Source organism: Clostridium sp. YIM B02500 (assembly GCF_022324665.1).
In the GTDB taxonomy this organism is placed as follows: Bacteria; Bacillota; Clostridia; order Clostridiales; family Clostridiaceae; genus Clostridium; species Clostridium beijerinckii.
The window spans coordinates 74,871-100,748 of sequence record NZ_JAKGTE010000018.1 but is presented as its reverse complement, the minus strand read 5'-3'; the positions used below and the strand labels follow the sequence as shown (position 1 = coordinate 100,748).

27 protein-coding genes, 1 riboswitch and 1 other annotated feature are annotated in these 25,878 nt (G+C 28.4%); of the genes, 21 read left to right on the top strand and 6 right to left on the bottom strand.

Translation table 11 applies throughout. From position 1 onward, the window contains the following. Positions 1-3: 3 nt before the first annotated feature. The 11 genes from L1S46_RS15720 (at position 4) to L1S46_RS15670 (ending at position 9,574) form a co-directional block, all read left to right on the top strand. The gene (locus L1S46_RS15720) at positions 4-252 is read left to right on the top strand and encodes a hypothetical protein (protein ID WP_238900394.1); all 249 of its coding nucleotides are present in this window, start codon (positions 4-6) and stop codon (positions 250-252) included. Position 253: 1 nt separating this feature from the next. Then, positions 254-394 (top strand): hypothetical protein, encoded by a 141-nt coding sequence (locus L1S46_RS15715; RefSeq protein ID WP_238900393.1) that lies wholly within the window; start codon positions 254-256, stop codon positions 392-394. A gap of 161 nt (positions 395-555) precedes the next feature. Beyond that, a complete protein-coding gene (locus L1S46_RS15710) occupies positions 556-789 on the top strand; it encodes a hemolysin XhlA family protein (RefSeq protein WP_171787960.1) in 234 nt (77 codons plus the stop codon). 15 nt (positions 790-804) lie between these two features. Next, entirely contained in the window at positions 805-1,191 is a 387-nt protein-coding gene (locus tag L1S46_RS15705) for a cobalt ABC transporter permease (protein WP_171787961.1), read from the top strand. Positions 1,192-1,598: 407 nt separating this feature from the next. Beyond that, complete coding sequence (locus tag L1S46_RS15700; RefSeq protein WP_012059557.1) at positions 1,599-2,261, top strand: PsbP-related protein; 663 nt, start codon at positions 1,599-1,601, stop codon at positions 2,259-2,261. Positions 2,262-2,588: 327 nt separating this feature from the next. Beyond that, positions 2,589-3,083, top strand: a complete 495-nt coding sequence (locus tag L1S46_RS15695; protein WP_238900392.1) for a prolyl-tRNA synthetase associated domain-containing protein — start codon at positions 2,589-2,591, stop codon at positions 3,081-3,083. A gap of 20 nt (positions 3,084-3,103) precedes the next feature. Then, positions 3,104-3,454, top strand: a complete 351-nt coding sequence (locus L1S46_RS15690) for an SdpI family protein (protein WP_238900391.1) — start codon at positions 3,104-3,106, stop codon at positions 3,452-3,454. A 118-nt stretch (positions 3,455-3,572) separates the two neighbouring features. Further along, positions 3,573-6,683: a PAS domain S-box protein gene (locus tag L1S46_RS15685; protein ID WP_238900390.1), complete on the top strand. Its 3,111-nt coding sequence runs from the start codon at positions 3,573-3,575 to the stop codon at positions 6,681-6,683. A 146-nt stretch (positions 6,684-6,829) separates the two neighbouring features. After that, positions 6,830-6,883 (top strand) — a sequence feature (sodium ion sensor (DUF1646 type); this cis-regulatory element may regulate processes involved in with the transportation of sodium ions). A 160-nt stretch (positions 6,884-7,043) separates the two neighbouring features. Next, positions 7,044-8,075, top strand: coding sequence for a DUF1646 family protein (locus L1S46_RS15680; protein WP_077869140.1), 1,032 nt, complete (start codon positions 7,044-7,046; stop codon positions 8,073-8,075). Positions 8,076-8,244: 169 nt separating this feature from the next. Further along, on the top strand, positions 8,245-8,493 hold the full coding sequence (locus L1S46_RS15675; protein ID WP_012059552.1) for an AbrB/MazE/SpoVT family DNA-binding domain-containing protein: 249 nt from the start codon (positions 8,245-8,247) through the stop codon (positions 8,491-8,493). Between the two features lie 397 nt (positions 8,494-8,890). After that, on the top strand, positions 8,891-9,574 hold the full coding sequence (locus tag L1S46_RS15670; protein ID WP_238900389.1) for a YjgB family protein: 684 nt from the start codon (positions 8,891-8,893) through the stop codon (positions 9,572-9,574). A gap of 71 nt (positions 9,575-9,645) precedes the next feature. On the opposite strand, the gene L1S46_RS15665 is transcribed toward L1S46_RS15670, so the two are convergent. Together L1S46_RS15665 and L1S46_RS15660 are read right to left on the bottom strand one after the other, a co-directional pair. Next, entirely contained in the window at positions 9,646-10,575 is a 930-nt protein-coding gene (locus tag L1S46_RS15665) for a peptidoglycan-binding protein (protein ID WP_238900388.1), read from the bottom strand. A gap of 184 nt (positions 10,576-10,759) precedes the next feature. Beyond that, a complete protein-coding gene (locus L1S46_RS15660; protein WP_012059549.1) occupies positions 10,760-11,617 on the bottom strand; it encodes an AraC family transcriptional regulator in 858 nt (285 codons plus the stop codon). A 190-nt stretch (positions 11,618-11,807) separates the two neighbouring features. On the opposite strand from L1S46_RS15660, the gene L1S46_RS15655 reads away from it, so the two are divergent. From L1S46_RS15655 to rhaM, 4 genes are read left to right on the top strand one after another with little or no spacing between them, the layout of a single operon-like run. After that, positions 11,808-12,611 (top strand): gluconate 5-dehydrogenase, encoded by an 804-nt coding sequence (locus L1S46_RS15655; protein ID WP_012059548.1) that lies wholly within the window; start codon positions 11,808-11,810, stop codon positions 12,609-12,611. 15 nt (positions 12,612-12,626) lie between these two features. Next, the gene (locus L1S46_RS15650; protein ID WP_077853849.1) at positions 12,627-13,262 is read left to right on the top strand and encodes an RpiB/LacA/LacB family sugar-phosphate isomerase; all 636 of its coding nucleotides are present in this window, start codon (positions 12,627-12,629) and stop codon (positions 13,260-13,262) included. A 32-nt stretch (positions 13,263-13,294) separates the two neighbouring features. Then, positions 13,295-13,387: an L-rhamnose mutarotase gene (locus L1S46_RS26550; protein ID WP_343217271.1), complete on the top strand. Its 93-nt coding sequence runs from the start codon at positions 13,295-13,297 to the stop codon at positions 13,385-13,387. 2 nt (positions 13,388-13,389) lie between these two features. After that, complete coding sequence (rhaM, locus tag L1S46_RS15645; protein ID WP_343217269.1) at positions 13,390-13,611, top strand: L-rhamnose mutarotase; 222 nt, start codon at positions 13,390-13,392, stop codon at positions 13,609-13,611. Positions 13,612-13,898: 287 nt separating this feature from the next. Here rhaM and L1S46_RS15640 read toward each other — a convergent pair whose 3' ends face one another. Then, positions 13,899-14,228: a cupin domain-containing protein gene (locus L1S46_RS15640; protein WP_041898162.1), complete on the bottom strand. Its 330-nt coding sequence runs from the start codon at positions 14,226-14,228 to the stop codon at positions 13,899-13,901. 548 nt (positions 14,229-14,776) lie between these two features. On the opposite strand from L1S46_RS15640, the gene L1S46_RS15635 reads away from it, so the two are divergent. The 3 genes from L1S46_RS15635 to rodA all read left to right on the top strand — a co-directional run bounded on the left by L1S46_RS15635 (position 14,777) and on the right by rodA (position 19,155). Then, on the top strand, positions 14,777-16,030 hold the full coding sequence (locus L1S46_RS15635) for a PTS ascorbate transporter subunit IIC (protein WP_202864746.1): 1,254 nt from the start codon (positions 14,777-14,779) through the stop codon (positions 16,028-16,030). A 344-nt stretch (positions 16,031-16,374) separates the two neighbouring features. Beyond that, complete coding sequence (locus L1S46_RS15630; RefSeq protein ID WP_238900387.1) at positions 16,375-17,412, top strand: LacI family DNA-binding transcriptional regulator; 1,038 nt, start codon at positions 16,375-16,377, stop codon at positions 17,410-17,412. A 624-nt stretch (positions 17,413-18,036) separates the two neighbouring features. Continuing rightward, complete coding sequence (gene rodA / locus L1S46_RS15625; protein WP_238900386.1) at positions 18,037-19,155, top strand: rod shape-determining protein RodA; 1,119 nt, start codon at positions 18,037-18,039, stop codon at positions 19,153-19,155. A gap of 324 nt (positions 19,156-19,479) precedes the next feature. Here rodA and L1S46_RS15620 read toward each other — a convergent pair whose 3' ends face one another. Both L1S46_RS15620 and L1S46_RS15615 read right to left on the bottom strand, forming a co-directional pair. Beyond that, positions 19,480-20,721: an Nramp family divalent metal transporter gene (locus L1S46_RS15620; RefSeq protein WP_012059541.1), complete on the bottom strand. Its 1,242-nt coding sequence runs from the start codon at positions 20,719-20,721 to the stop codon at positions 19,480-19,482. Continuing rightward, entirely contained in the window at positions 20,718-21,974 is a 1,257-nt protein-coding gene (locus tag L1S46_RS15615; RefSeq protein ID WP_012059540.1) for a CBS domain-containing protein, read from the bottom strand. Before L1S46_RS15615 ends, L1S46_RS15620 begins: the two co-directional genes overlap by 4 nt. Before the next feature lie 237 nt (positions 21,975-22,211). Continuing rightward, a riboswitch (M-box (ykoK) riboswitch) is annotated at positions 22,212-22,383 on the bottom strand. 230 nt (positions 22,384-22,613) lie between these two features. Here L1S46_RS15615 and L1S46_RS15610 point away from each other — a divergent pair. Further along, positions 22,614-23,120 carry a cell wall-binding protein gene (locus L1S46_RS15610; RefSeq protein WP_017210989.1) on the top strand — a complete coding sequence of 169 codons (507 nt, stop codon included), beginning with the start codon at positions 22,614-22,616 and terminating at the stop codon, positions 23,118-23,120. A 203-nt stretch (positions 23,121-23,323) separates the two neighbouring features. On the opposite strand, the gene L1S46_RS15605 is transcribed toward L1S46_RS15610, so the two are convergent. After that, positions 23,324-24,016, bottom strand: a complete 693-nt coding sequence (locus L1S46_RS15605) for a YjjG family noncanonical pyrimidine nucleotidase (RefSeq protein ID WP_238859294.1) — start codon at positions 24,014-24,016, stop codon at positions 23,324-23,326. A gap of 129 nt (positions 24,017-24,145) precedes the next feature. Here L1S46_RS15605 and L1S46_RS15600 point away from each other — a divergent pair, with 129 nt between their 5' ends. Both L1S46_RS15600 and L1S46_RS15595 read left to right on the top strand, forming a co-directional pair. Further along, positions 24,146-24,835 (top strand): helix-turn-helix domain-containing protein, encoded by a 690-nt coding sequence (locus tag L1S46_RS15600; protein ID WP_238900385.1) that lies wholly within the window; start codon positions 24,146-24,148, stop codon positions 24,833-24,835. A gap of 386 nt (positions 24,836-25,221) precedes the next feature. Beyond that, positions 25,222-25,878, top strand: coding sequence for a response regulator transcription factor (locus tag L1S46_RS15595; protein ID WP_023976058.1), 657 nt, complete (start codon positions 25,222-25,224; stop codon positions 25,876-25,878).

The window sequence follows — 25,878 nt, the reverse complement described above, 5'->3', positions numbered from 1 at the left end:
ATAATGTTAGATTTTGATAAAACAGATTTAAAAGACAATGTATTAATAATAACCAATGATGATGGTTCTATTACATGTATTCCTAGAGAAGGAGCAATAGAGAGTGAATTAGCTTTGTTTGCAGAATTTGAAGAGGTCTTTCCGAATGGAAAGCCTATTATAGCAGCAACACACCAACAATTGATTCCAACAACGGAAGATAGAATAACAGCGTTAGAAAGTGCATTAAGTGCATTAATGGAGGTGCAATGATATGTATGAGTTTATAAAGAATATGTGGATTATGAGAAAATATGCAGAAATTAACATATCTAATTGTGTTGATAAAGCATATATAACGCAAGAACAAGCTAATACAATTATGACTATGGAGCAAGTTACTACTACTTCATAGAAAAAAACAATACACTAAATTAAATAAAAATCCAAGTAAAAGATTATTATTAAGCTAAATAATCTTTTTTGTTTCCTGTAATATATCGATGACATTATCCAGTTTTAATATTGAATGGTATAGAAAGCTAATACTTATTTTTAATAGAAAGGAAGTAATACATGAATGAAGAATTGATTAAAGATAAAATTGAAACGTATGAAAGAAGACTCAATAATCATGGAGAGAGATTAGATAAGCTTGAGCAAGATTCAAGGGAACTTAAGACAGAATTGAAGAATTTATGTGAAAATATTAGATCACTAACAAATATGATGAAGTGGTTTATAACTGCAATAGGAGGAGCTCTAATAAGCTTCTTCTTTTTTGCAATTGAAACCAAGATCTTAAGGTAAAGGATGGGGATAATAATGAAAGAAATATTAATTAATCAAATTTTACCTATAGTGGATACTTCAGTAGTGGCAATTTTAGCAGTGATAATTAAGCAGGTTGGAAATTCAATAATAGATTTCTTTATTCAGAAGAAAAATGAAATAAGCCAAAAAATAAAGATAAATGAGCATCAGGAAGAAATAAATACTGCTAGAGAAGTATGGAATATAGTAGAAGAGAAATTTAGAATTACAGAAAACGCAACTGGGCTTTTAACATCAAAGGCAGATGAATTTGATAAGGTACTTATGGAGCGAATTCCAGGATTATCTAAAGAAAATTTAGAATTTTTAAGGCAAACTATAGCTGGAGAAGTTAATAAAGGCAGAGATATGTTAACAAAAGATTCGAAAGCACAATAAATCTTATAATAGAATATAGTTACAATTAGTAATACAAATTATTTAATAAATATGGCTTTAATAAGAATCATTTATTACTAATTATTTTCAGACCAGACTTAATGTTTATAGATATTATGTAAGCATTAAGTCTGGTCTTTTTTTTGTTTATATTAAATGAGATTTGGAAATTATATATTCATAGATTTTAACCTTTTACCAAACTCAATAACTAATAAATACTATTTGATTCTATAACTTGGAATATTTGACAAAGGGCGAAAGTAAGATAAAATTATATATGAGTTCTAAAAATTTATTAATCAAAGTTAGACCTTTAAAGCAGAAGTATAAAGTGGAATAATTTTAATGATTAGAAAGTTTATTAAGTGGAGCTTATATATTATAAGAAATTAGGGGGAATAATAATGGTAAAATTAAAAAAATTAATAGCAGGATCACTAATAGCGGTTTCGGTATTAGCGCTAACTCCAATAGGTGCAAGTGCAGAATGGAAAAGTAATAGCACTGGATGGTGGTATACAGAAGGTGATTCGTATTCTACAGGATGGAAAAAGATAGAAGGAAAATGGTATTATTTTTATGCTAGCGGTTATATGGCTAAAAACACAGTTATTGATGGATATATTTTAAGCAATAATGGAGATTGGACAGGCTTAGAAACTAAATCTGATAAGATTTCAGTTTCATATCCTTCAAATTGGACTAAAACGACTTTAAAAGGAGATGATATTTACTATCTAGACAATCAAGGAACTAATGTGAATTTGGTTATAGATGGCATGGAGGGATATTCAGAAGAGGTTTATTTTAATTCAGCAGAAACTTATATAAAAAATCGCTCAGATATAAACAATTTACAAATTAAAGAGCGTAAATTTAATAATAATAATGCGTTAACTCTAAACTATTTTCATAATATTAATGGAATGGATGTGCAAGTAGAACAAGTAATGATTTGTAATAGTAACAAAGCATATTTATTTACACTTATGCAACGTGGAAAAATATCAGATGAAAATATGACATCTTTTGAAAGTATGTTAAATACAATAAAATTTGCATATTAATTCTTTAAATTAGGGGATAATCTTTAGTAAGGAGAGATATGCTTTTAATTATCTTACCTTGCTAAAGATAATGCATGTAATAGAAAATAGAAGATTAGTTTAAAATAAGTGCGGAAATAATTCTAAAGGTTTAAAAATATGCCATAGTGATAAATTTATATTTATGATTTAAATAGGTTACATTTTTAATTAATACTGAGATATGTGAAATAAGTTCCAACATAGTAATATTGTATTTAGGTAAAATTACATAACATAATAAACAATATATTTTAAAGATTAAATTATATGAGAAGGCGTATATATTCTTATAGAAAAGGAGAAAAAATGAGTACTACAAATGAGCAGAAAGTATATGAAATATTAGATTTATTAGGTATTAAGTATACTAAATATGAGCATAATCCAATATATACAGTTGAAGAAGCCCAAAATTTAGATATCGATATTCCAGGAGGCCATTGCAAAAATCTTTTTATTAGGAACAGAAAAGGAGACACCCATTACTTAGTTGTTTTAGATGAAAATAAGAGAGTTGATTTAAAGGCTTTAGATAAGCAAATTGGAAGTACTCGGTTATCATTTGCATCAGAAGAACGTTTATATAAATATTTAAAGCTAACACCAGGATCAGTTACTCCTTTTGGATTGATAAATGATTCTAATAGAGAAGTTATAGTATTAATAGATAAAGATTTAGCTAATCAGGATATTGTTAATTTTCATCCTAATGTAAATACAGCGACCATAGGAATTTCTTATAAAGATTTTGAAAAATTTATTTTGTGGCGTAAAAATGAATTTAAATATATAGATATATAGATTGAATGGAGGGAAGTTTTATGGAGATATTAGGTAACTTAGGACCAAGCATAGTATTTCTCGTTGTTGGAATTATATTGAAATTATGGCCTCCTAAGGAGGTAAATAATTTTTATGGATATAGAACTTCTTTTTCAAAGAAAAACAATGATGTATGGAAAGAAGCAAATAGCTATAGTGGAACAATGATGATATTAGGCGCAGTTATATCAATAATTTTTTCCATCACGATAACTTTTTTATATGGGAATAATCCAGGCAAATCAAATATAATATGTGTTATGGGATCTTTAATAATTGTTTTAATATCAATATTTTATACAGAGGTTCATTTAAGAAAAGTATTTGATAAAGACGGTAAACGTAAATAAGAGTAATAATTCTACTTTTTACGTAGTTTTGTAGAAAAATATGTCATATTATGCTAAAATATCCCTATGCGAATATTATAACTAATGATAATTGTTATTAGCAATGGGGGTGTCATAAATGAAAGAAGAAAAGCTTAGTGAATATAAGAAAAGTCCAATTTTTTTAGTTATAGAAAATGGTTTAATTGTTGATGTTAGTGCACAGTTTATAGAATTAACAGAGTATAGATATGAGGAATTATTGAATAGTAGCATAATTAATGTATTTGAAAAATTAAGGGTTGGTCCAAACGTTAATACTAGCGATATTGATGAGAAGATCAACTATTTTTTGTTCACGAAATCTTTAGGAGTTAAATTTGTTAATATAAAAGTAATATGTGAGAAAGAAAAAGAGATATATATCTTTAGTGAAAAAATGAATTCTAATATTGAAATTAAACATTCATTTTTAAATGAATTAATTTTAGATAATTATTATGGAGTAGGAGTATATAGTCTTCCGGATATGACGCTTCTTAAAACTAATGAGAAGTATGTAAGTTTTATGGATGCGCCTTTTAATAAAATAGAAAATTGTATAGGAAAACATATATCTGAGTTTGTGACGGGTTTTAAGGGAAGTGCATATGAAAGGCTTTGGAATAACTTGATTAGAACTAAATGCGCATGTAATATAGATGAATATCAATATGATGGTTTTAGTAGAGGAATTACTTATTGGAGAATATCATTAATACCTATTTTTGAAGATGGTGAAATAAAATATTGCGTTGCAATGCTTACAGAAACAACTGAACAGGTGGTACATAGAAAAAAAATTGAGGAACAGGCAGAAATAATTAAGCAGCAGAATTATACGTTAAAACGACAGGCAGACATGTTGAACTTATCAAGAGAAGCTATTTTTGCTTGGAAATTAAATGGAAGTATTACTTATTGGAATAAAGGTGCAGAGCTTATGTATGGCTATACCAGCGATGAGGCTGTTGGCTGCATAAGTCATGATTTATTAAAAACTGTTCGTTCGGTAGACATAAAAACTATTAAGGAGAGTATACTGGAAGATGGTGTATGGAGCGGTGAAATAGAGCATACTAAAAAAGATGGAAAAAAACTTATCATTGAAACAAGTCATCAAATTTTTGTTGATGAATATGGGCAGCTAGTAGTACTTGAAACTAATCGTGATATAACTGAAAGGAAGAAGTTAGAAGAGGAAATTAAACATCAAAAAGCTGAATTAGATGATATTATACAAAGTATAGACGATGCGCTGGTTATTTATGATAGTAATAAAAATTGCTATTTAACTAATAAATCTGCTGAAGAATATTTTAAGGGTACTAATCTTAGGAGGATAAGTAATCCCAATCATTTTAAGTTTTATGATTTAAATGGAGATGAAATTCCTAAAGAAAAAATGACTATTTCAAAAGTATTTAGGGGAGAAGTAGTTATAAATGACATAATGACTCTAAAAAATGCTACTACAACAAAACATATTAGTTTAAATGGAAGACCTATTTATGATAGCAATGGAAATATAAAATTTGCAGTTCTTTGCTGTCATGATATTACACATGATATTGAAGCACAGATGCTTATAGAACAACAAAATAAAAAACTTGAAGCAATTATTAGCAGTGCATCAGATGGAATGTTTTTGTTTAATCCAGATAACAGTGTAACTTTATTAAATAAAGAATCAGAAAAATTTATATACGATATTAATGGATATAAAAGCATTGGTGATACGTGCAAAGATGCTAAATACTATGATAAAGATGGAAATCTGCTTGAAGTAAATGATCTACCAGGTATTAAGTTAAAGAATAGTGAGAGTATTAAAAACTTCATTATTACAGCTAAAGGACCAGATAAAACTATTCATTATAGTGTAAGCGCTTGCCCAATATATGATGATAGGAAAAATTTAATTACAAAATTGATTTCTGCTCATGATATTACGGAGCGGTTTAATAATGAAAGAAAAATATTGGAGCAAAAAGAGCAGTTACAGGCCATTCTTGATAATATGCAAGATTCAGTTTATGTTTTTAATAAAGATGGCGAAATTTTCTTGAAAAATAAGATGGCGCAAAAAAGAATGAGTCATATTGGGGATTATAATCATCCAAATGATACAAACAAAAAGTTTTTAGATTTAGATGGATCTGAGATTATGGCAGAAAATAGAACACATTGTAAGATTATACGTGGAGAATACGTTAAAGAATACTTTATGAAGATAAAAATAGGGGAGTGTGAACAATATGTTTCCGTGAGTGGAACTCCTGTTTTTGATAAAGAAGGGAACTTTGCTTATGGAATTATTAATAGTAGAGATATAACAGATTTCATGGAAAATCAGAAAGCTTTAGAAAAAATTCAAATTAAGCTTTTGGAAGCTGAACGAGAAAAAAATGAGACTCTTGAAAAAGCATTAGAAATGAAAGATGAGTTTTTATCACTTATATCCCATGAGTTTAGAACACCTCTTAATGTTATAAATTCTGCTATTCAAGCGATAGATTATTTTTGCAGTGAAGAATTATCGGACAGGCTCAAAAAGTACTTAAGGATGATAAGATTAAATTCATTTAGGCAGCTAAGACTAGTAAATAATATATTGGATATTACCAGAGCTAATGCAGGAAGAATAAAAGTTAATAAAAGCAACATAGATATAATATTTATGACTAAGGCTATTGTTGATTCGGTATATACGTATGCTAGTCAAAAGAGCATTGATATAATATTTTCATCATCCGTTAAACAAAAGATAGTTGGGATAGATGATGAAAAGTATGAAAGAATACTGCTCAATCTCTTATCAAATGCCATTAAATTTACTCCAGAAGGAAAATCAATTAGTGTAAAAATACTATCAAGAAGAGATGGCATTTGTATTGAAGTTAAAGATAAAGGTATAGGAATACCTCAGGAAAAAGCTGATGTAATTTTTGAAAGGTTTGGTCAGGTTGATAGTTCATTATCAAGGCAAGCAGAAGGAACTGGGATAGGTTTATCTTTAGTTAAGAAATTTGTTGAAGCAATTGGAGGAACTATATCTCTTAAAAGTAAGGTCGGAAGAGGAAGTTCTTTCTCAATATTTCTTCCTAGTGAAAGCATAGTTCAAGAGAAGGGTGAAAGCGAAGTGGTAGAGTTTTCTGGAAATCGTCTAATACAAACTATACATGTAGAGTTTTCGGATATTTATTCATAGAAAATTACCGTAGATTTTTATTAAACTATCTCATTGCTAAATGCAATTTATAAAAATATATTGCTAGTATTTATTACATATTCCATTTGAATTTTTATAGATTCTATGCTATAATTTTGAAAGATTTAATAGAATATTTTTTTATCGGTTGGACAAGTTTGCACTTGATTCCAAGAAATTTGTTTCCAGGGTGGGAAACTCGTATTTGAGTTTCCCACTTTTTTTATTACTATATCTAGCTAAAGTGCTAAATTAAAAATGCCAAGAGATTAACTTTAAATCATTTGTAATTTTGTTAATTATGGTGAAAATCTAATAGGAATTAAGCAGTAATCAAATTCATTTTATGAAGAAAGGGCAGTGTTGAAATTGTTTTATGTATTAATATTATTATTGGTAGTGACATTTGTATTACCAATAGTATCAAAGAAAGTTGAAAATAATCTTGAAATATTTTTATTTATAGTAGGAGTATTAGCATGTGTCACATCAGGAGCTATAAATAAAGAATTATTTTTAGGAATTATTCAAAATAAATTTATGTATACAATAGCTGTTGCAGTACTAATTGGTGGATTTATATTTAAAGCTCTATCAACTCATATAGAAGGAGCACTTACATATATTCTTAAATATGTACCATTAAAATTTTTTGTATTTTTGTTAATAGTTATTATTGGGTTTTTATCAAGCATAATAACTGCCATTATTGCAGCTCTGCTTTTAGTAGAAATAGTTAGCATATTGCCGATAAGTAGAAAAAATAAAATCAATATTGATGTGGTTGCATGTTTTTCAATTGGAATCGGAGCTGTATTAACACCTATAGGAGAGCCATTGTCTACAATGATTGTTTCAAAACTTAATGTGAGCTTTTGGTATCTATTAGATAAGTATGGAGTTTATATAATACCCGCTATATTTATTCTTGGAATTATTGGTACATTTTACGGTATTCAAGAAAAAATAGAATCAAATAATACAGAAGAAATTATTATAGAAGAAACTAACAAGGAAATATTCATAAGAGCACTTAAAATCATTTTATTTATTATAGCTTTGGAATTACTTGGAGAAGGTTTTAAAACATTAATTGATACTTATGTAATAAATCTTCATACTGGCTATTTATACTGGTTTAATATGTCATCAGCCGTCCTTGATAATGCAACACTAGCAGCTGCTGAAATAAGTGTGAAAATGTCTGAGGTACAGGTTAAAGCAGTGTTAATGGGATTACTTATTAGTGGAGGAATGATGATTCCCGGGAATATTCCTAATATAATTTCGGCCGGTAAATTAAAAATTAACAGTAAGGAATGGATGAAGCTTGGGATTCCACTTGGAATGACTATCATGATAGTTTATTATATTATTCTATTTAAAATATAGAATTTTTTGAAAAATGTAAAAATATTTAAAATCTATCAATAACGCTGATAATAAGAATCTAAAGCTAAAAAATGGTATTAATTTGCCATAATTTGAAAAAATGAGACTGTAAATAATTTCCGAAATATATTATAGTAGAATTATAATATATTAAGGGGGAACGTTGATAATGAGAGCAACAGGAATGGTAAGAAAAGTCGATGAACTCGGAAGAGTCGTAATTCCAAAGGAAACAAGGAAATTACTTTCAATTAATGAAAAGGACTCTTTAGAAATTTTTGAAGAAGAAAAGAAAATAATATTAAAAAAATATGCTCCTGGATGTATTTTTTGCGGCAATATAAAAAGTGTTACTAAATTTAAAGAAGTTGCTATCTGCGAAGAATGTATAAAAGAATTAAAGAAATTAAATACATAAGAAAATTACTAATGATGTAATTCTATTTAATCAAGGCTTAGATTTTTAGTATCAAACAAAAATCTAAGCCTTGATTTTAATACCATCTATTGATTATAAATTATTCTTAAAAGGAAAAAGTTATATTAACGAAACTCATAAATCCTCAAGATTTTATTATAGAAGTAAGTTTATTAGTAATTTTATTTATTAACAGGCTCCTATTTAAATGATAGAAGTGATAAAATTAGAGTATAGTAACCATATTTTTTAATGAGTAATAATATCAATTATGGGTATTATATAATTGTGGTATTTTAGTAAATCTAAGTTAAAGTATTTATATAAAAGGAAAGGAAGTGAGTATTTAGGCTAAGGAACTTATAGATTCGTATAGTGATATGCCTAAAGAAATGAGATGAGTTTATTTTTTAATAAAAAATCAATAGTAATAATTGTTATGACCTTGTTTATAACTATAATGGCAGGATGCTCGAATTCAAGTAAGCCTTCAGGTGATGCAGCAAATGATGGCAAAAACAGCAGTGAAACTAGTGAAAGCAGTGAAGACAAAAATTCAAAGTCAGATGCTCCTTCAGAAAATAGTAATGTTGAGACATCAAATACTGAAAACAATGAACATAAAGCCGTTCTTGATAATATTAAGAAATTATCTGAAGAGGGAAAGATTATTAACTGCGATTTCCCAGTAAAAACTTCAACTCTACAGGATATAGAAAAAAAGTGGGGAAAAGCAGATAAATCAGATTGGGTAGGAGAAGCAAAAGGAAATTATGCTACTTATTCAAGTAAGAATGTTGTCTTTGGTACTAATAAAGGTGATCAAGTTTTTGAAGTTAGATCATTTGACAGTCAGCTAAAACAAATTTCACTTTCAGATGTTAAAGACTCTTTTGGTCAGCCAGATCATGATGTTACATCAAATGGGGAAAGAATTATAGGCTATAAATCTGGAAGCGAGTTTAAGATTTTATTTGTTTTTAAGGACTCTGGAAATGATCCTAAATTGGACCATTACTCAGTATTATATCCTAGTGGAACTAAAAATAATATGTCTGGTGATAAGGGCAGAGAATGGTAGATTAGTAATAAGGATATGCTTTGGAATATTTATTTTGAGGCATATCCTTATTATGTAATAAAAAATATAAATTAGTAGACATCGCTCCTAAAAACTCTAAGACAAATATCATAATATTTTTGCCTGCCACTAAAGCCATTTAATCCACCATTAACAGCTCTTGTTATAGTTTCAACAGAAGATCTGCTATCGCAAAGAGAATTCATATTATTAGTATACCACCAGAAACCAGCACTCATCCAAGGATAATTAGCTGCTACGTAGTTAACTCCGTCCATAATGTTTTTATCACGCATATAATTTGAAAAGCTTTGGTAGTTACTTCGCCCAGTTATTTGTATATAACCAGCACCCTTAAATTTTGGACCATCTCCAAGATATATGTTTCCTAAATCCTCACGACCTTCGTATTTATAACCAGGATCAACTTCTTTAGTGTAAAGTCCACATTCAGATTCATAACTGCATTGGCTTATAAAATGCCTTAACCTTGGAAAGGTTATTATAGCAAATGTTTTTAAGCAGCTATTTAGCTCATTGATTTGATTAATGGATACATTTTTCCAACCCACTTCATTAAGTTGATTTATTGAAACAATTTGTTCAGATGTTGAAGACGGCGGTGTACTTGGTGTTTGACTAACCAAAGCTGCTAATGTACTAGATCCAACCATTCCATCCGCCACAAGACCGTTTTCTCTTTGGAATTTTACTACTGTATTATAGGTATTAATACCAGCAATACCATCAACAGTTAAGACATAGCCTTTGCTATTAAGTTGCTGCTGAATTAATTGAATATCTGTTTTTAAAATAGTCCAAGTAGTATCATCAACCACACCATTAGCAGTTAATCCCTTTGAATTTTGGTATTTTATCACTGAATTATATGTTGTAGTTGAAAATTCCCCATTAACTATATCGAAATAGCAACATTTGATTTTTAAGGCATATTGCAGATAAGTAACGTAAGAACCAGTAGAGCCTTTTTCCAGTAACATAATCATATCTCCTTTAAAATTGTTAAACTAATCAAAATTTAAAAATGCATAACTTTATTTTCATATTATGCTTTATATAAACTCAAAAACTAAGTTTCCGCTAAAGATTTCACTTTAGTTAATTAGATAATGTTACTAATAAATATATTATGGATTTAAGGTAGTTATACAAAAAATTTAAGTGTTAACTTATGCTAAATGTTGAATATTTTTTAGGAGAAATTCCAACTGCATTTTTAAAGGTTTTTAGAAAATTAGTATAATCATTAAAACCACATTTTTCACAAACCTCATTAACATTTGTGCCATTAGCTAACAATGACTTAGCTATGGTTATTCTTCGTGCTGAAATATATTTATTTATAGTAGTTCCAGTAGCTGATTTAAATATTCTACATATATAAGATGGACTTAAATAAAAATGATTTGCTAAATAGTCAATGGTAATAGGTTCAGTAATATTTTCATTTATATATGTTATAATTTCCTGGACTTGTTGATTGTACTTGTAAGAGTGATCGTCAACATGTAAGTTATTATTTGCAATATAAATTCCATTTAATAAAGTAATTAGTTCTAAAAAAGATGCATATTCAATTATGTCAGAGCCATATCCATTAGTAGCTATTATTTTATTGATAAAATAAAGAAAATGTTGTTGCTGTTCTTTATTTAAAGAGATTTTATGATTAGAATTTTCACTACGATTTGTAAAACAATAACTTAAATCTGTTTTATCACTTGATATAGATTTAAGAAATTCTGGATGAATTGATATAACAATTCGTTCATGTGCCCTATCAACCTTGGAAACGTGATGGCTTTCATATTGATTAATTACAAATAAGTCCCCAGGGCTAATATCATATAGCTTATTATGAATAAGTATTTGCTTTCCACCGGATATAGAGTAATATATTTCATAACAATCATGTATATGTATGTCCATCGTTTTTTCTTCTTTATATAGGCGTGCAATAGAGAAATAGCGCTGTTCTAAGCAGTTCTTTATGGAAGCTTTACAAGAATTTTCTTCTTTCATAAATAAAACTTCTCCTTTCATTTTTAGTGTAAGTTTACTTTAAAAACATCAGTACCTAATATATAATGCATTCATTATATATCTATGGTTCAAGATTTGCAATATTTTCGAAAGGATATAACAAGAAATTGATTATATGCAGTGGTATACTGTAAATATAAAATGTAATACATAGAGGAGGATTTTAATTATGGGAATTATGGACGGATTTTCATTAAAGGGAAAAATTGCATTAGTAACAGGTGCTTCTTATGGTATAGGGTTTAGTATCGCAAAGTCTTATGCTGAAGCAGGAGCTACTATTGTATTTAACGATATTAATCAAGAATTAGTAGATAAAGGGCTAGCAGCTTACGCAGAATTAGGAATAAAAGCTCATGGTTATGTTTGTGATGTAACAGATGAAGCTAAAGTAAATGAATTAGTTGAAAAAATTGAAAAAGAAGTAGGAGTAATTGATATTCTTGTAAATAATGCAGGTATAATCAGACGTATTCCAATGCTTGAAATGAAAGCTGAAGATTTCCGTAAGGTTATTGATGTAGATTTAAATGCACCATTTATTGTGTCTAAAGCAGTAATACCAGGAATGATTAAAAAAGGTCACGGAAAGATAATAAACATTTGTTCAATGATGAGTGAGTTAGGTAGAGAGACAGTTTCAGCATATGCAGCAGCAAAAGGTGGATTAAAGATGTTAACAAAGAACATTGCTTCTGAGTATGGTGAATACAATATCCAATGTAATGGTATAGGGCCTGGATATATAGCTACACCACAAACAGCACCACTTAGAGAAGTTCAACCAGATGGTTCGAAACACCCATTTGATCAATTTATAATTGCAAAGACACCAGCAGCACGTTGGGGAACAGCAGAAGATTTAGCAGGACCAGCTGTATTCTTAGCATCTGATGCATCAGACTTTGTTAATGGTCACATTTTATATGTAGATGGTGGTATCTTAGCTTATATAGGAAAACAACCTCAATAGGAAAGGAACGATAGTATGAAAATAGCATTAATAAATGAAAACAGTCAAGCAGCAAAAAATTCAATTATATGTGAATCACTTAAAAAAGTTGTAGAGCCAAAAGGTCATGAAGTATTTAACTATGGAATGTATGGCATAGAAGGTGAAGCGCAATTAACATATGTTCAAAATGGTATTTTAGCTGCAATATTATTAAACTCAGGAGCAGCAGATTATGTAGTTACAGGATGTGGAACAGGGGAAGGTGCAATGCTTGCATGTAATGCATTCCCAGGTGTTTTATGCGGTCATATAGTAGATCCATCTGATGCGTACATGTTTGCACAAATAAATGATGGAAATGCAATTTCTCTTCCGTTTGCCAAAGGATTTGGATGGGGAGCTGAATTAAATTTAGAATACATCTTTGAAAAATTATTTGAGGGTGAAAGTGGTCAAGGATATCCAAAGGATAGAGTAGTACCAGAACAAAGAAATAAAAAGATACTAGATGAAGTTAAAAAGGTAACACATACAGATATGTTAACAATCTTAAAGAATATAGATCAAGATTTATTAAAAGGTGCTGTAAGTGGAACTAATTTTAAAGAATATTTCTTTGATAACTGTAAGTGTAATGAAATAGCAGAGTATATTAAAAGGATATTATAATAAGTATCTGTAGGTATTAGAGAGAAATTAAAATGATTCGTAAAGGCATAAAAATGAAAGTATTTAAAGATTTTTATGATGAATATATGAAACGTCACGATGAAATCTGGCCTGAGATGGTGTAGATATGTTGCGCGAATATGGTGCGAAAAATTATTCTATTTTCTTAGATCCTGAGTCAAGCAGCTTATTTGCTTATTTGGAAATAGAAGATGAAGAGTTGTGGAATAAAAGTTCAGAAACAGAGATATGTCAAAAATGGTGGAAATATATGAAGGATATCATGGAAACTAATGAGGACAATAGTCCTGTTTCAGTTGAATTGAAAGAAGTATTTCATTTAGACTAGGTATAAGTCTATAGAAAAAGAAAATTATTAGGTATTTAAAATTTTCTTTATAAATTTTAATAACTCTCCAATTATAAAGTTGTTATACTGTATAATTGGAGAGCTATTTTGTTTAATTAATATAAAATAATCACTAGGTTTTCACAATGAGAATCGAACATATATGAATATCAGCCAAAATTAGATACATATTTGTTCTATATTGCTGTGAAAATTTCACAAATATATATCCAATTCATCTGACTAGGATATTTCAAACTTTTAACGAGAAATCCTATATGGTCAAATTATTCTAAGAAATCTTCCCTTGTCGGTGTGAATACATCTAGTACTTCAGAACCTTCTTCTAAAACAATACAACCATGTGGAACATTTGAAGGGAATAATAAAGAATCTCCAGCAGCTACTATAGTTTCTTCACCATCTATAATGAATTTTAGCTTCCCTTTCAAAACGTAAGTAAATTGATCATGAGGATGAGTGTGAGGAACAACTGATGTAGTTGTCTTATCGAAAATAACTCTTGCTCCTAATAGAGAATCTCCATTAGCTAGAATTTTTCTTGTTGTATTATCGTCTGGATGTTGTATAATTGCATTTTCATTTTTAATAATCATAAAAGCCTCTCCTTTATAAATCGATTTACTAAAATAATATCATAGTTCTTATATATTTTCAAATTATATTTATAAAAAAATTTATTTATGAAGTAGATAGGTATTTAAAAATAGAGAATATGCATTGCAATTGACTTCATGCATTCTAATGATTATCTAGTATTTATGCTAATAATGTTGCTAATATAGATTCATTATTAAAATATATATAGAAGATAAAAATATTTTATAAGATTATTGCAATCGCTATCATTATATGATAATATTTAATAAACCGGTTTAGTAAAAATATTATATATTAGTTTTGAAGAGAGGATATGAATGAAATATAGAGAAAGTTTTTTTATTAGTATGAACGGTATGCAAAGTTAAAAACTAATAAATATGGATAAGTTAATGAATTGTATGTAAACGAATTAATTTATTGTGGATTTCATTTTAAGAAAGAGTACTTATTAAAATTTTATGGGCCAATGTTACGAAAACTTAGAAATGCTTGCTATAAGTCTTGAAAATTGATTATTTATAAAATAAAGGAGATATATATTATGATGACAACGTTTATAGGAATTGTAAGGGAACCATCAGTGGTTATTGCGTTAGTGACTTTATTAGGATTATTATTTCAAAGAAAATCTATACCAGAGATAATTACAGGGACTATTAAATCTTTCATGGGATTTATTTTAATTAAGCTTGGCGGTTCAATAATTGGAGATTCATTAGCTATATTTGGAAAAATATTCACACATGCTTTTAATATTACAGGCATAATTCCAAGTAATGAAGCTGTACTATCGATCACTTTAGATACATTAGGTGTACAAGCATCTTTGATATTATTGTTTGCAATGCTTCTAAACATTATAATAGCTCGTTTCACAAAATTTAAGTTTATATATTTATCTCTGCATCTAATGTTATTCATGTCATGTGCTATTACAGCTGTTATGAATGGATTAGGTTATTCACAAATAATAACGATTATAATTGGAAGTATAATTGTAGGAATATATATGTCCATAGCTCCATTTGCGTTACGTAAAGCTAGTGCTGAAATCGTTGGCACAGATGAATATGTAGTAGGACATTCAGGAATGATTGCATATTTTATTTCATCTTTAGTTGGAAAGCTAGTAGGAAATAAGGAAAAGTCTACTGAATCAATAAATATGCCGAAATCAATATCATTTTTGAGAGATTCTATTGTAGCAACAACTTTAACAATGTTAGCACTGTTTTTAATTGCTGGAATCAAAGGTGGAACAGGATTTGTGTATGAATTATCAGGAGGTCTTAATTTCTTTGTATATTGCCTAAAGCAATCAGCTATGTTAGCGGGAGGATTGTTTGTTGCAAAACAAGGTGTAAACTTATTTACTGAAGAGATTGTACCTGCCTTTAAAGGATTTGCTGATGTATTTGCTCCAGGAGCGACCCCAGCAGTTGATGTGTTAGTTTTATTTGATAAAGCACCTAATGCAGTACTTATAGGATTCCTAGTAAGTTTGGCTACAGGAGTTGTATGTATATTAATATTTCCGATAATTGGATTACCTGTTATTGTTCCAGGGCTAATGGCTTGTTTTATTACTGGAGGTGCTGCTGCTATATATGGAAATGCAACTGGAGGTCTTCGTGGTGCAATAATAGGTAGCATTCTAGATGGATTATTCCTCTGTGTAATGCCAGCAGTTACATTGTTTATTTTTACAAGCATGAATGCAGGAAATGTAACATTTGCAGATTCAGATTTTACAGTTACTTCACTAATTCTTTGGTTTATAGCCAGATTTATATAGATAAATCCATAGAATATAACAAACTAATTAAATAAAAGTATGAATAATAGTAATATGTATAAATTCAGTAAGTTATAAAATAAATCTGAGCTATATATTGTTTATCTATAAAATTTAAAACTGAAAGTTAGATTTTATCTAGCTTTCAGTTTTATTTTATGTTAAATTTAAATTGTTTATATATGTAGTGCAATTGAGTTCCTACATTATTAGGTTTATTTTAGCATTTAATTTATTAAAATTCTAAATGTAAATTTATTATTACAAAATACATATGAGAATAGATTAAAAAATAATTATTTATGTTTCGTAATAAGATAAAGTTTAAGTAAGGTGGAAAATAGATGAAAGTAACAATTAAAGAGGTAGCTGAAAGAGCTAATGTATCAAAAAGTACAGTTTCTCAATTTTTAAATGAAAGATTTGAGTATATGAGCGATGATACCAAGAAAAAGATTGAAATAGCAATTGAAGAATTAGACTATCAACCTAATCAATTGGCAAGAAGTTTAAAACAAAAACGTACAAATGTAATAGGGATTGTTGCTTCAACCATTAGATCTAGATTTACAATTGAAATTGTTAGGGCAGTTGAGGATGTTTGTCAAAAGAAAGGTATTCAGGTTTTGATTTGTAATACAGATGATAATCCAGAGAAAGAAAAATATTGTGTTGATTCTATGATATCTAGGCAAGTAGATGGATTAATTGTTTTTCCAACACGTCATAATATTGAATTATATCAAAACATTGTTTCGAGAAATTATCCTCTTGTTTTAATTGATAGACGAATAAAAGAAATTAATGCGAGTACTGTTGTTTTAGATAACTTATTAGCTAGCAAAAAAGCTGTAGATTTACTAGTAGAAAATGGTCATAAAAAGATTGGGATTTTATCTTTTCCTGTGCAGAATAATTCTATAAGTAATCGTGTTGATAGGATTAAAGGATATCGCAATGCACTTAGAAGTCATGGAATATCGGTAAATAAAAATTTTATAAAATCTGGACCTCTAGATAAAATTTCAGGTATGATTCAAAGTTTGCTGAATGGAAAAGATAAACCAACAGCAGTAATTGCATCAAATGATATGATTCTTGAAAAATTATTGATTTATGTAAAAGAAAATGGCATTTCTATTCCGGATGAATTGTCAGTCATTGGAATAGATGATGTATCATTTGCATCTTTTTATCAGCCATCGATTACGACTATTGCTCAGCCAGCTTATGATATGGGAAAAGAATGCGCGAAATTATTATTTGATCAAATTGAATATAACAATGGTAATTTAACATCTAACAACATATGTAATATTAAATTTGAACCTATTTTACTTGAAAGGGAATCGGTTTCTGACTTGTTAGGTGAGTTAAAATAAAGAATAAGCACTAAAGAATTAAAACTGTAAACAAATGTTTATGCTATAAAATACTTAAGTTGAAATTTTAAGGTGTTATCATAATTAAAAAAGTTGAATTAAAAATATATTGTTAAGATAAGTTATGACTTTAATCTATGGCAAAACCATATTCTTCAGATGAAAAATATATATAGAAATACTTTGTATTTCGTAAATTTAAATCAAAAACTCTAGCAGTACTACTAGAGTTTTTTGAAATAAAAGGGAGTATAAATAAAAGTATAATAGGAATAGCTATGTCTTATTTATTATAATGATCTAATAGCTATTTTGTTCCATAATTTTGAAATTATTAGATGTAAAATTTAATAGGAAATAACGAAAGTACGTATGTTACAAAAAATTCAGGTGTATATTTATTAGTGTTAGTATACTTATAAAATTAGAGTATCTATGAGTTTAGCAATATATAATAATTGGGAATTTAAATGTGAAAATTTAGGTTAAAAATTTGATTATATATTGAAATATCAAGTATTAAATTAAAATTAAGATTTGGCACAAATGGTTGAATATTACTATTTATTAATACATAATTATCATATAAACTAATTGTTTCGACTTTTCAGGAGGAAATTTTACATGAATAAATATTTGATTAATAGCAAGCTTTTAAAACAATTAGATATTACTATGTTTGTGACAGCTATTTTTATTACAATCTTTGGGATCATAAACATTTATAGTGTAACTTATATAAAGTTTGGATTCTATTATGCTGAACTGCAAATGTTGTGGCTAATTATTGGACTAGCAATTGTATATTTTATTTTAGTATTTGATTATAATACTATAGGTGGTTATGCAAAACTAATTTATTGGGCAGGAGTAGGACTTTTATTATTTAATGATATAACAAGCAAAGCAGTAAAAGGTGCATCATCATGGATAAGGATTGGAAATAGAGCTATAGAACCTGGTGAGTTTGTAAAGTTTGGATTAATACTAATCCTTGCAAAAAAGTTAGATGATCTAGATGGCGATATTAACAATCCCAAAAACTTTCTTATCTTATCTTTTTATGCCTTAATTCCAATGTTTCTAATTGTAATTCAACCTAATTTAGGAATGACTCTTATTTGTTTCTTTATTACGTTAGGAATATACTTCATTTCTGGATTAAACTTAAAGGTTCTTGTCGCAGGCTTTTTCTCAGTTGTCCCACTAAGTCTTATTATATGGTTTAGTGATATATTAAAACCATATCAAAGACAGAGAATATTGGTATTCTTGGATCCAGAATCATATCAGCAGAATGCTGGTTTTCAATTAATGCAGTCTATAACAGGTATTGGAGCTGGTGGGTTAATTGGCTCTGGATTTTTAAAAGGAGTTCGTGCATCCGGTGGCTTCATTCCTGAGGTCCATACTGATTTTATATTTTCTGCAGTTGGAGAGGAATGGAGATTTTTTGGGGCTCTTTTTCTCATAGCTTTATATAGTATTTTAATATATAAAATGATTAAGCATGCAAAAGAATCAAAAGATATTATTGGACGTCTCATTTGTGTTGGAACTGCATCTGGTTTCTTATTTTCAATTTTTCAGAACATTGGTATGACTATTGGAATTATGCCAATTGCAGGAATTACTCTTCCATTTATGAGCTATGGAGGAAGCTCTATACTTGTAAATTTTATGTCATTAGGAATTGTATTAAATGTAGGAATGAGAAAAAGTAGACTTAACTTTTGTAGTTAAAATATATAGTCAATATATTTCATTTAATGAGTAATTATATATAAATTCTGTATAATTTATTAGTTATAAGACTATCCAACTTACAGTCTCTGATAGTTTAGACAACACCTCAATGTAATAAAAGCTTAGAATAGATATTATATATTTCGAATAAATAAAGTTAAGTATACAAAGGAAGATAAGCAATACTTATGGTAATTAATAAAATGGAACAATGTATGTTATTTAAAGCATACATTGTTCCATTTTACTTATAAAGATCTATAAATAATAAAAAGTATAATATATATTTTATTTCATAAGAATTTGTGCAGATTTATATAATTATGAAATAAGAGGCGATACAAATAAAATTATTGATAGAATTATAATAAATATAACTGTAGCCCAAGAAACAATATTTTGAGTCTTATTATTAACGTATTCACCCATTATACGCTTATCATTAATTAAAATTATCATAAATGTTAATATTATAGGAGATAGCAAACCAGCAATTTGCTGTGATACAAGTATAATTTGAATAAGCGATATTCCAGGAAGAAGTATAAATAGTGCTCCAAGAACAATTATACCAGTATATATTCCAAAGAAAGCTGGAGCGTCCTTATAATCATTATCCACACCACTTTCCCAGCCAAAAGCTTCACATATCGCATAGGACGTAGAAAGTGGGATGACAGCAGTAGCAAGAACTGAAGCACCAAAAAGTCCAGCACCAAAAAGTATAAATGCAGCTTCACCAGCAAGTGGTTTTAAAGAAATTGCAGCCTCTTCTGCACTAGTTATTGTTATTCCAGCTTTATAAAGTGTTACGGCTGTACATACAATTATGAAAAATGCTACTGCATTCCCCCAGAAAGCGCCTAAATAAACATCAAGTTTTTCGTATTTATACTCAGATATACTGATTTTTTTATCTACTATTGATGATTGGAGGTAAAACTGCATATAAGGTGTAATTGTTGTACCAATCATTCCTATAAAGGTAAGAAGAAAACCTGTATTTAATTCAATGGTAGGCGTCATCATTGATTTCATTACGTGTCCCCAATCAGGTTTAGTTAAAAAAGCTGATATAATATAAGTAAAAAATACAAGAGTAAACAATAGGAAGATATTTTCTACTTTTTTATATGAACCTTTGGTAACAAGTAACCAGATTACTACAGAAACAATAGGGATAGATATATATTTGCTTACATCAAATAATTCTAAGCTTGCTGCAATTCCTGCAAAATCACCAAAAACAACACCCATATTGGCAACTAGTAAAATGGTCATTGCAAAGAAAGTAAGCTTAACTCCGAATTTTTCTCTAATTAAATCAGACAAACCTTTACCAGTTACCACAGCCATTCGTGCATTCATCTCCTGTATAACTGCAAGACTGAAAGTGATTAAAAGTAATCCCCATAGCATTTTATATCCATAAGACGCACCAACAGATGCATAAGTTGTAATCCCACCAGCATCATTTCCTGCATTAACAGTAATTAATCCTGGGCCAATAATAGTCATAATGAAAAGTAGCTTTTTAAATCTACCGGATAATACTTTCTTCATAGTGCAACCCTCCTTAAGCGTGAATGTTCATGGATACTGTCATTTAATGATACTACACCAACTAAATTATTATCTTCATCAATAACAGGAATTGAAACAAGATTATACTTATGCATTAAGCTTATAGCATCTTCTATTTCATCCGTATCCCTTAAACTTTCAGGTCTAGTTGTCATTATATTATAAAGTTTTGTATCTGGTTTTGAAGTAATAAGTGAGAATAAAGAAGTAACCCCAATAAGATTATCTTTATCATTTGTTATATATATATAATAACTTTCATCTTCATCAGGCGCATTTCCTTGAATCCACTTAAATACATCACTTACAGTTACATCAGGTAAGAAGGTTAGAAAATCTTTTGACATAATACTTCCTACAGTTTCTTTTTCGTATTCCATAAGCTCTCTAATTTCATCCTGACTTTCTTCGTCCATGTGTGTTAATAGTTTTTCAACTCTATCTTCATCCATCTCTTCTAAAATATCAGCTATTTCATCAGAAGGCATAATCTCAAGTATATCAGAAGCTTTTTCATCAGACATAGATTTTAATAAATTTACTTGAACATCAGTTTCGATTTCCTCGAGAACTTCAGCAGCTTTTTGATTGTTTAAGCTGTGAAATAATATATCTCTGCTTTTGGTATCAAGATCTTCGATTATATCTGCTAAATCTGCTGCGTGTAGAGTTTCAATTTTGCTTGCTGGCATTTGAAGTTGTAGATTGTTAACCCCAGTAGACAAAGTCTGCACATCATCCCATATAATTAACTTGTTTCTTAATCTATACTTTAAAGCTTCTGTTAATATTATAAAAGGATATTCTACACCAAGACGCCTGAGTAATCCTCTAGTTCCTATATCAACGGCAACAAGCTGCCATTTGGAATTTATATTTCCAAGTCGTACATCATTTACACGTTCTACTTTTTTGCCGTTTATGTCTACTATTTGTTTATCTAAGAAATCTCTTACTAAAAAAATATCATCTTCACCAGGAAACTTTATTGTAAGGCTCTCGCTATTAATTTTAATATGATACTTTTCTTTTTCATCTTTGAATATATCTAGCGCATCAGCAGATAGATAAAAAGATTTTTTCCAATTTGTAATTTGTATATATACTACAGTTGGTTTTTCTTGACTAAAATCAAGAATAAGGTCATTTAGTTTACCAATTATTTGGCCAGAAATATTATGAATTTCTTTATGAATAATTTTACTTACAAAGAAATTTGTTATTTTTTCCATGTTTTTCACCCTTTCAATTCAGGGCATAAAGAGAGTATCCAATTAATGCCCTAAAAATATTATTGCTTGAATTTAAATAAAAATGTATATTACAACTTTCCGTATCATGGTCATCCACTGGATACACCTCCTTTAAAAAATAATAAAAGCCCTTCACCATAAGTGAAGGGCACAATAATCAAACACAACATTATACAAATATACGGAATGCAGTAGCGCAAAGTACATTTGTTGTATTAACACCTTCACTCGTTGAGTTTTAGCACTATAGAGCATAGAAAACCATATGGTTTTCGGCTACATTAAGTAGAACCTTAATCCGGTAATACCTGTTGACCCATTGGCGTCTTTCGACGTTTCCGGGCAGCAGCATGTATCTATATAGGAGCCTCACCTAACAAAGTTTTTATTTAGCTTTTGTTTTCCGCCTTAATTTTACTACGACATGGTATAAGCCGTCAATAGTAGAAAAAAATTTTTTATATACATAGTAAGTGGATTTTTATGCAGTTATATTTTTAATATGGAAGTTATAAAACACTAAAGTAAGAATTGATTATAATTGAAAAAAATTAGAATAAAATGTAATATTAATATGATATAATAATATTATTAATTGAATGGATAGGGGACGATAAAATGGTAAAAAGGTTAATAATATCATCATTACTGGCCATATCAGTGATAGGGATTATTCCAGTATCAGCTTCTGCGACTTGGAAGCAAGATAAATATAAACATTCTTATTGGGTAGAGAATGGTGTAAAAGCTAAAGGATGGAAACAAATCAATGGAGACTGGTATTATTTTAAGGAAGATGGTTCAATAACAAACCAATGGATGGAGTATAATGGAAATTGGTATTATTTTTGGACAAATGGAGTTATGGCATCAAATTCTTGGTTGAAGAATAACGGAATGTGGTATTACTTTGATGGAAGTGGAAAATTAGTGCAAGATTCAATTATTATTGGAGATAAAAAATATGATTTTACCACTTTAACATTTATATTCTCAAAATACTTAACTACTGGTCAAAATATAAATATTGTTGGTGCAGACAATAAAAATATTTCAGATAGTCAAAACACAGCAAATAATCAAGTAAATCAATCATCTGAAAACAATGCAACAAGTAAGAATTAAGGAAAATAACAATATTTAATATAATATTTTAGATCTGGAAGACTAACAGATTGAAGTTGAATTATTCTGTTAGTCTTCTTTATTTTAAAGAAAATTACAGAATTTCGTATAATGAAAGTTTGGTGTCATTTTGCTTTAGATTTATTTATAAATATTATATGTGCATAAAGATTAAGCATGTCCTAAAAATATACTAGTAAATTCTAAGAATTAAGCAGTAAATGTTCAAGTTCTTCAAAACTATAGATTTCATAATTAGGGATTATCTTTGAATTATTCTCAAGTTTATCTGGATTATACCAGCAGGTATCTATATCGAAATTTATCCCGCCTTGAATATCAGAAGTTAAGCTATCTCCAACCATAAGGACCGTATTTTTATTAGTATGATGTATATTTTTTAAAGCATGTTCAAATATTTCTGGATTAGGTTTTGAGATGGAGATTTCCTCAGATATCACTACAGCTTCAAAATGTTTTGATATAATTGACTTTCTAATTCTATTTTCTTGTACAGCTGTGAGACCGTTGGTAATTATTAAGAGTTTATAGCTTTTACTCAAATGCTCTATAAGCTCTAGGCTGCCATCAAATAAAAAGGAGCAGTTAGACAAGTTTTTCATATATGATTTAGCAAATTCAATTTCATCAAAAGAAATTTTAAGTTTATCCGCAAGTCTTTTAAATCTTTCTACCTTAAGTTTTTCCTGAGTAATTAAGCCTTGTTCAAACTCTTTCCATATAGCAGTATTTATATCGTGATATATTTTTAAGTGGTAATTTTCATCGTAATTGATATTAAATTCGAGTATAGTGTTTTTGAAAGCCTCTCTTTCAGATTTTTTGAAATCAAATAAAGTATCGTCTGCATCAAATAGTATAACTTCATAGTTCATAATATGTCCTCCGTATAGTTGTATATAAATTTGTAAAAATCAAAATTTAATTTTATTTACAATGTCCTGTTAATAAAATAATATATTTATAGGAATTTGAAAATGACATAAGTCATGTTAGGAGAGTCTATGAAAAAAAATTTAGATAATAAACTTTTAAATTATTATATTAAAAAGCATAACATACAAAGCATATTTGATGACACGATACTAAAACATTTTCAGCTTCATTTCTATGAAAAAGAAGAATATATAATGAAGTCAGAAGAAAAACTTGAATATTATTATCTAATTGTAGATGGGAAAATTAAAGTGTTTTATCCTTTTGAAAATGGTAAATCAATGCTATTAAAATTTTATAGAGATTTTAATACTGTAGGAGATTTAGAACTTTTAAAAAACATTCCTATACTTTGCAATATTATTGCAGTAGAAGATACTTATTTAATAGGAATTCCATCAGATATATTAAGAGAAAACTATTTCGATAATACAAAGTTTTTACATCATTTAGTAGATTCCTTAAGTGAAAAACTTTATGTAACTATTAATAATAGCTCATATAATTTTGTGTATCCACTTATTAATAGGTTATCTAGTTATTTGATGGAACATATAATAGATGAAAGTTACATAATTTTAAATTCATCTTATTTAGAGATTGCTGAATTTTTAGGAACGACTTACAGGCATTTAAATAGAACGTTTAAAGAATTGGAATCACAGGGAATCATAAAGTGTGAAAATAAGAAGATAAATATACTAGATATGAAAAAATTAAATGAGCTTTCAAAAAACATTTATGTAAAATCTCTTTAATATAAATAATGGATGACTTTTAAGACGTGTAAGGGTATAACTTAAGAAGATAAAGTATGAAGTTAGTTAGATTAATTATGCAAACAGAAAATACTTAGGGAAATACGAACTCTAAGTATTTTTTAGTGCCAAAATATATCATAAAATCTTAAGGGATAAAATAAGCTTATTTAAATATTTTAAACATTGTGAAAATTTAAGGGCTTAGGCCTATTATGAAGTAAGCATGATTTAGCTATCTTGAGTGAGTATATGAAATAAGGTCTAAATTTATTTTACAACTATTTTGCAATTTCTTTGGAAGTTATGTTATATAATGGAGATGAAAGCTAAATTGAAGAATTTACTTTAAAATATCACGTTAGTTATTAGGGGGAAATACATAATTGAAGATAAATATTTTAATTGTAGAAGATGATGAAGCTATATCTAATTTAATACGGATAAGCCTAGGAATAGCTGGCTACCAATGCAAGCAGGTATTTGATGGAATGGAGGCTTTTAACTTAATTAAAAAAGAGTCTTTTGATCTTGTACTTATGGATATTATGCTGCCAGGTATAGATGGCTTTGAATTAATGAAGAGAATAAGAGGTTTAAATATACCAGTAATATTTCTGACCGCTAAAAATGGACTTGTTGATAAAATAACTGGCTTAAAATCTGGTGCAGAAGATTATATTGTTAAACCATTTGAAACAGTTGAATTATTAGCAAGAATTGAAATAGTACTAAGAAGATATTCAAAAAATAATAACTGTATAGAATTTAAAAGACTAAAAATATATGAAGACGAAAGAATTATAAAAAATGGAGATGAGACAATTGATCTTACTTTAAAGGAATTTGAGCTCATACTTTTGCTTGTGAAAAATAAAAATATGGCATTATCTAGGGAGTATTTATTAGAAAAAATTTGGGGATATGAGTATATGGGGGAGACCAGAACAATAGATACTCATATACAAAAAATAAGAAAAAAGCTTGATATTGGGGATAACATAAAAACTGTATATAAAATTGGATATAGGTTAGAGGAGTGA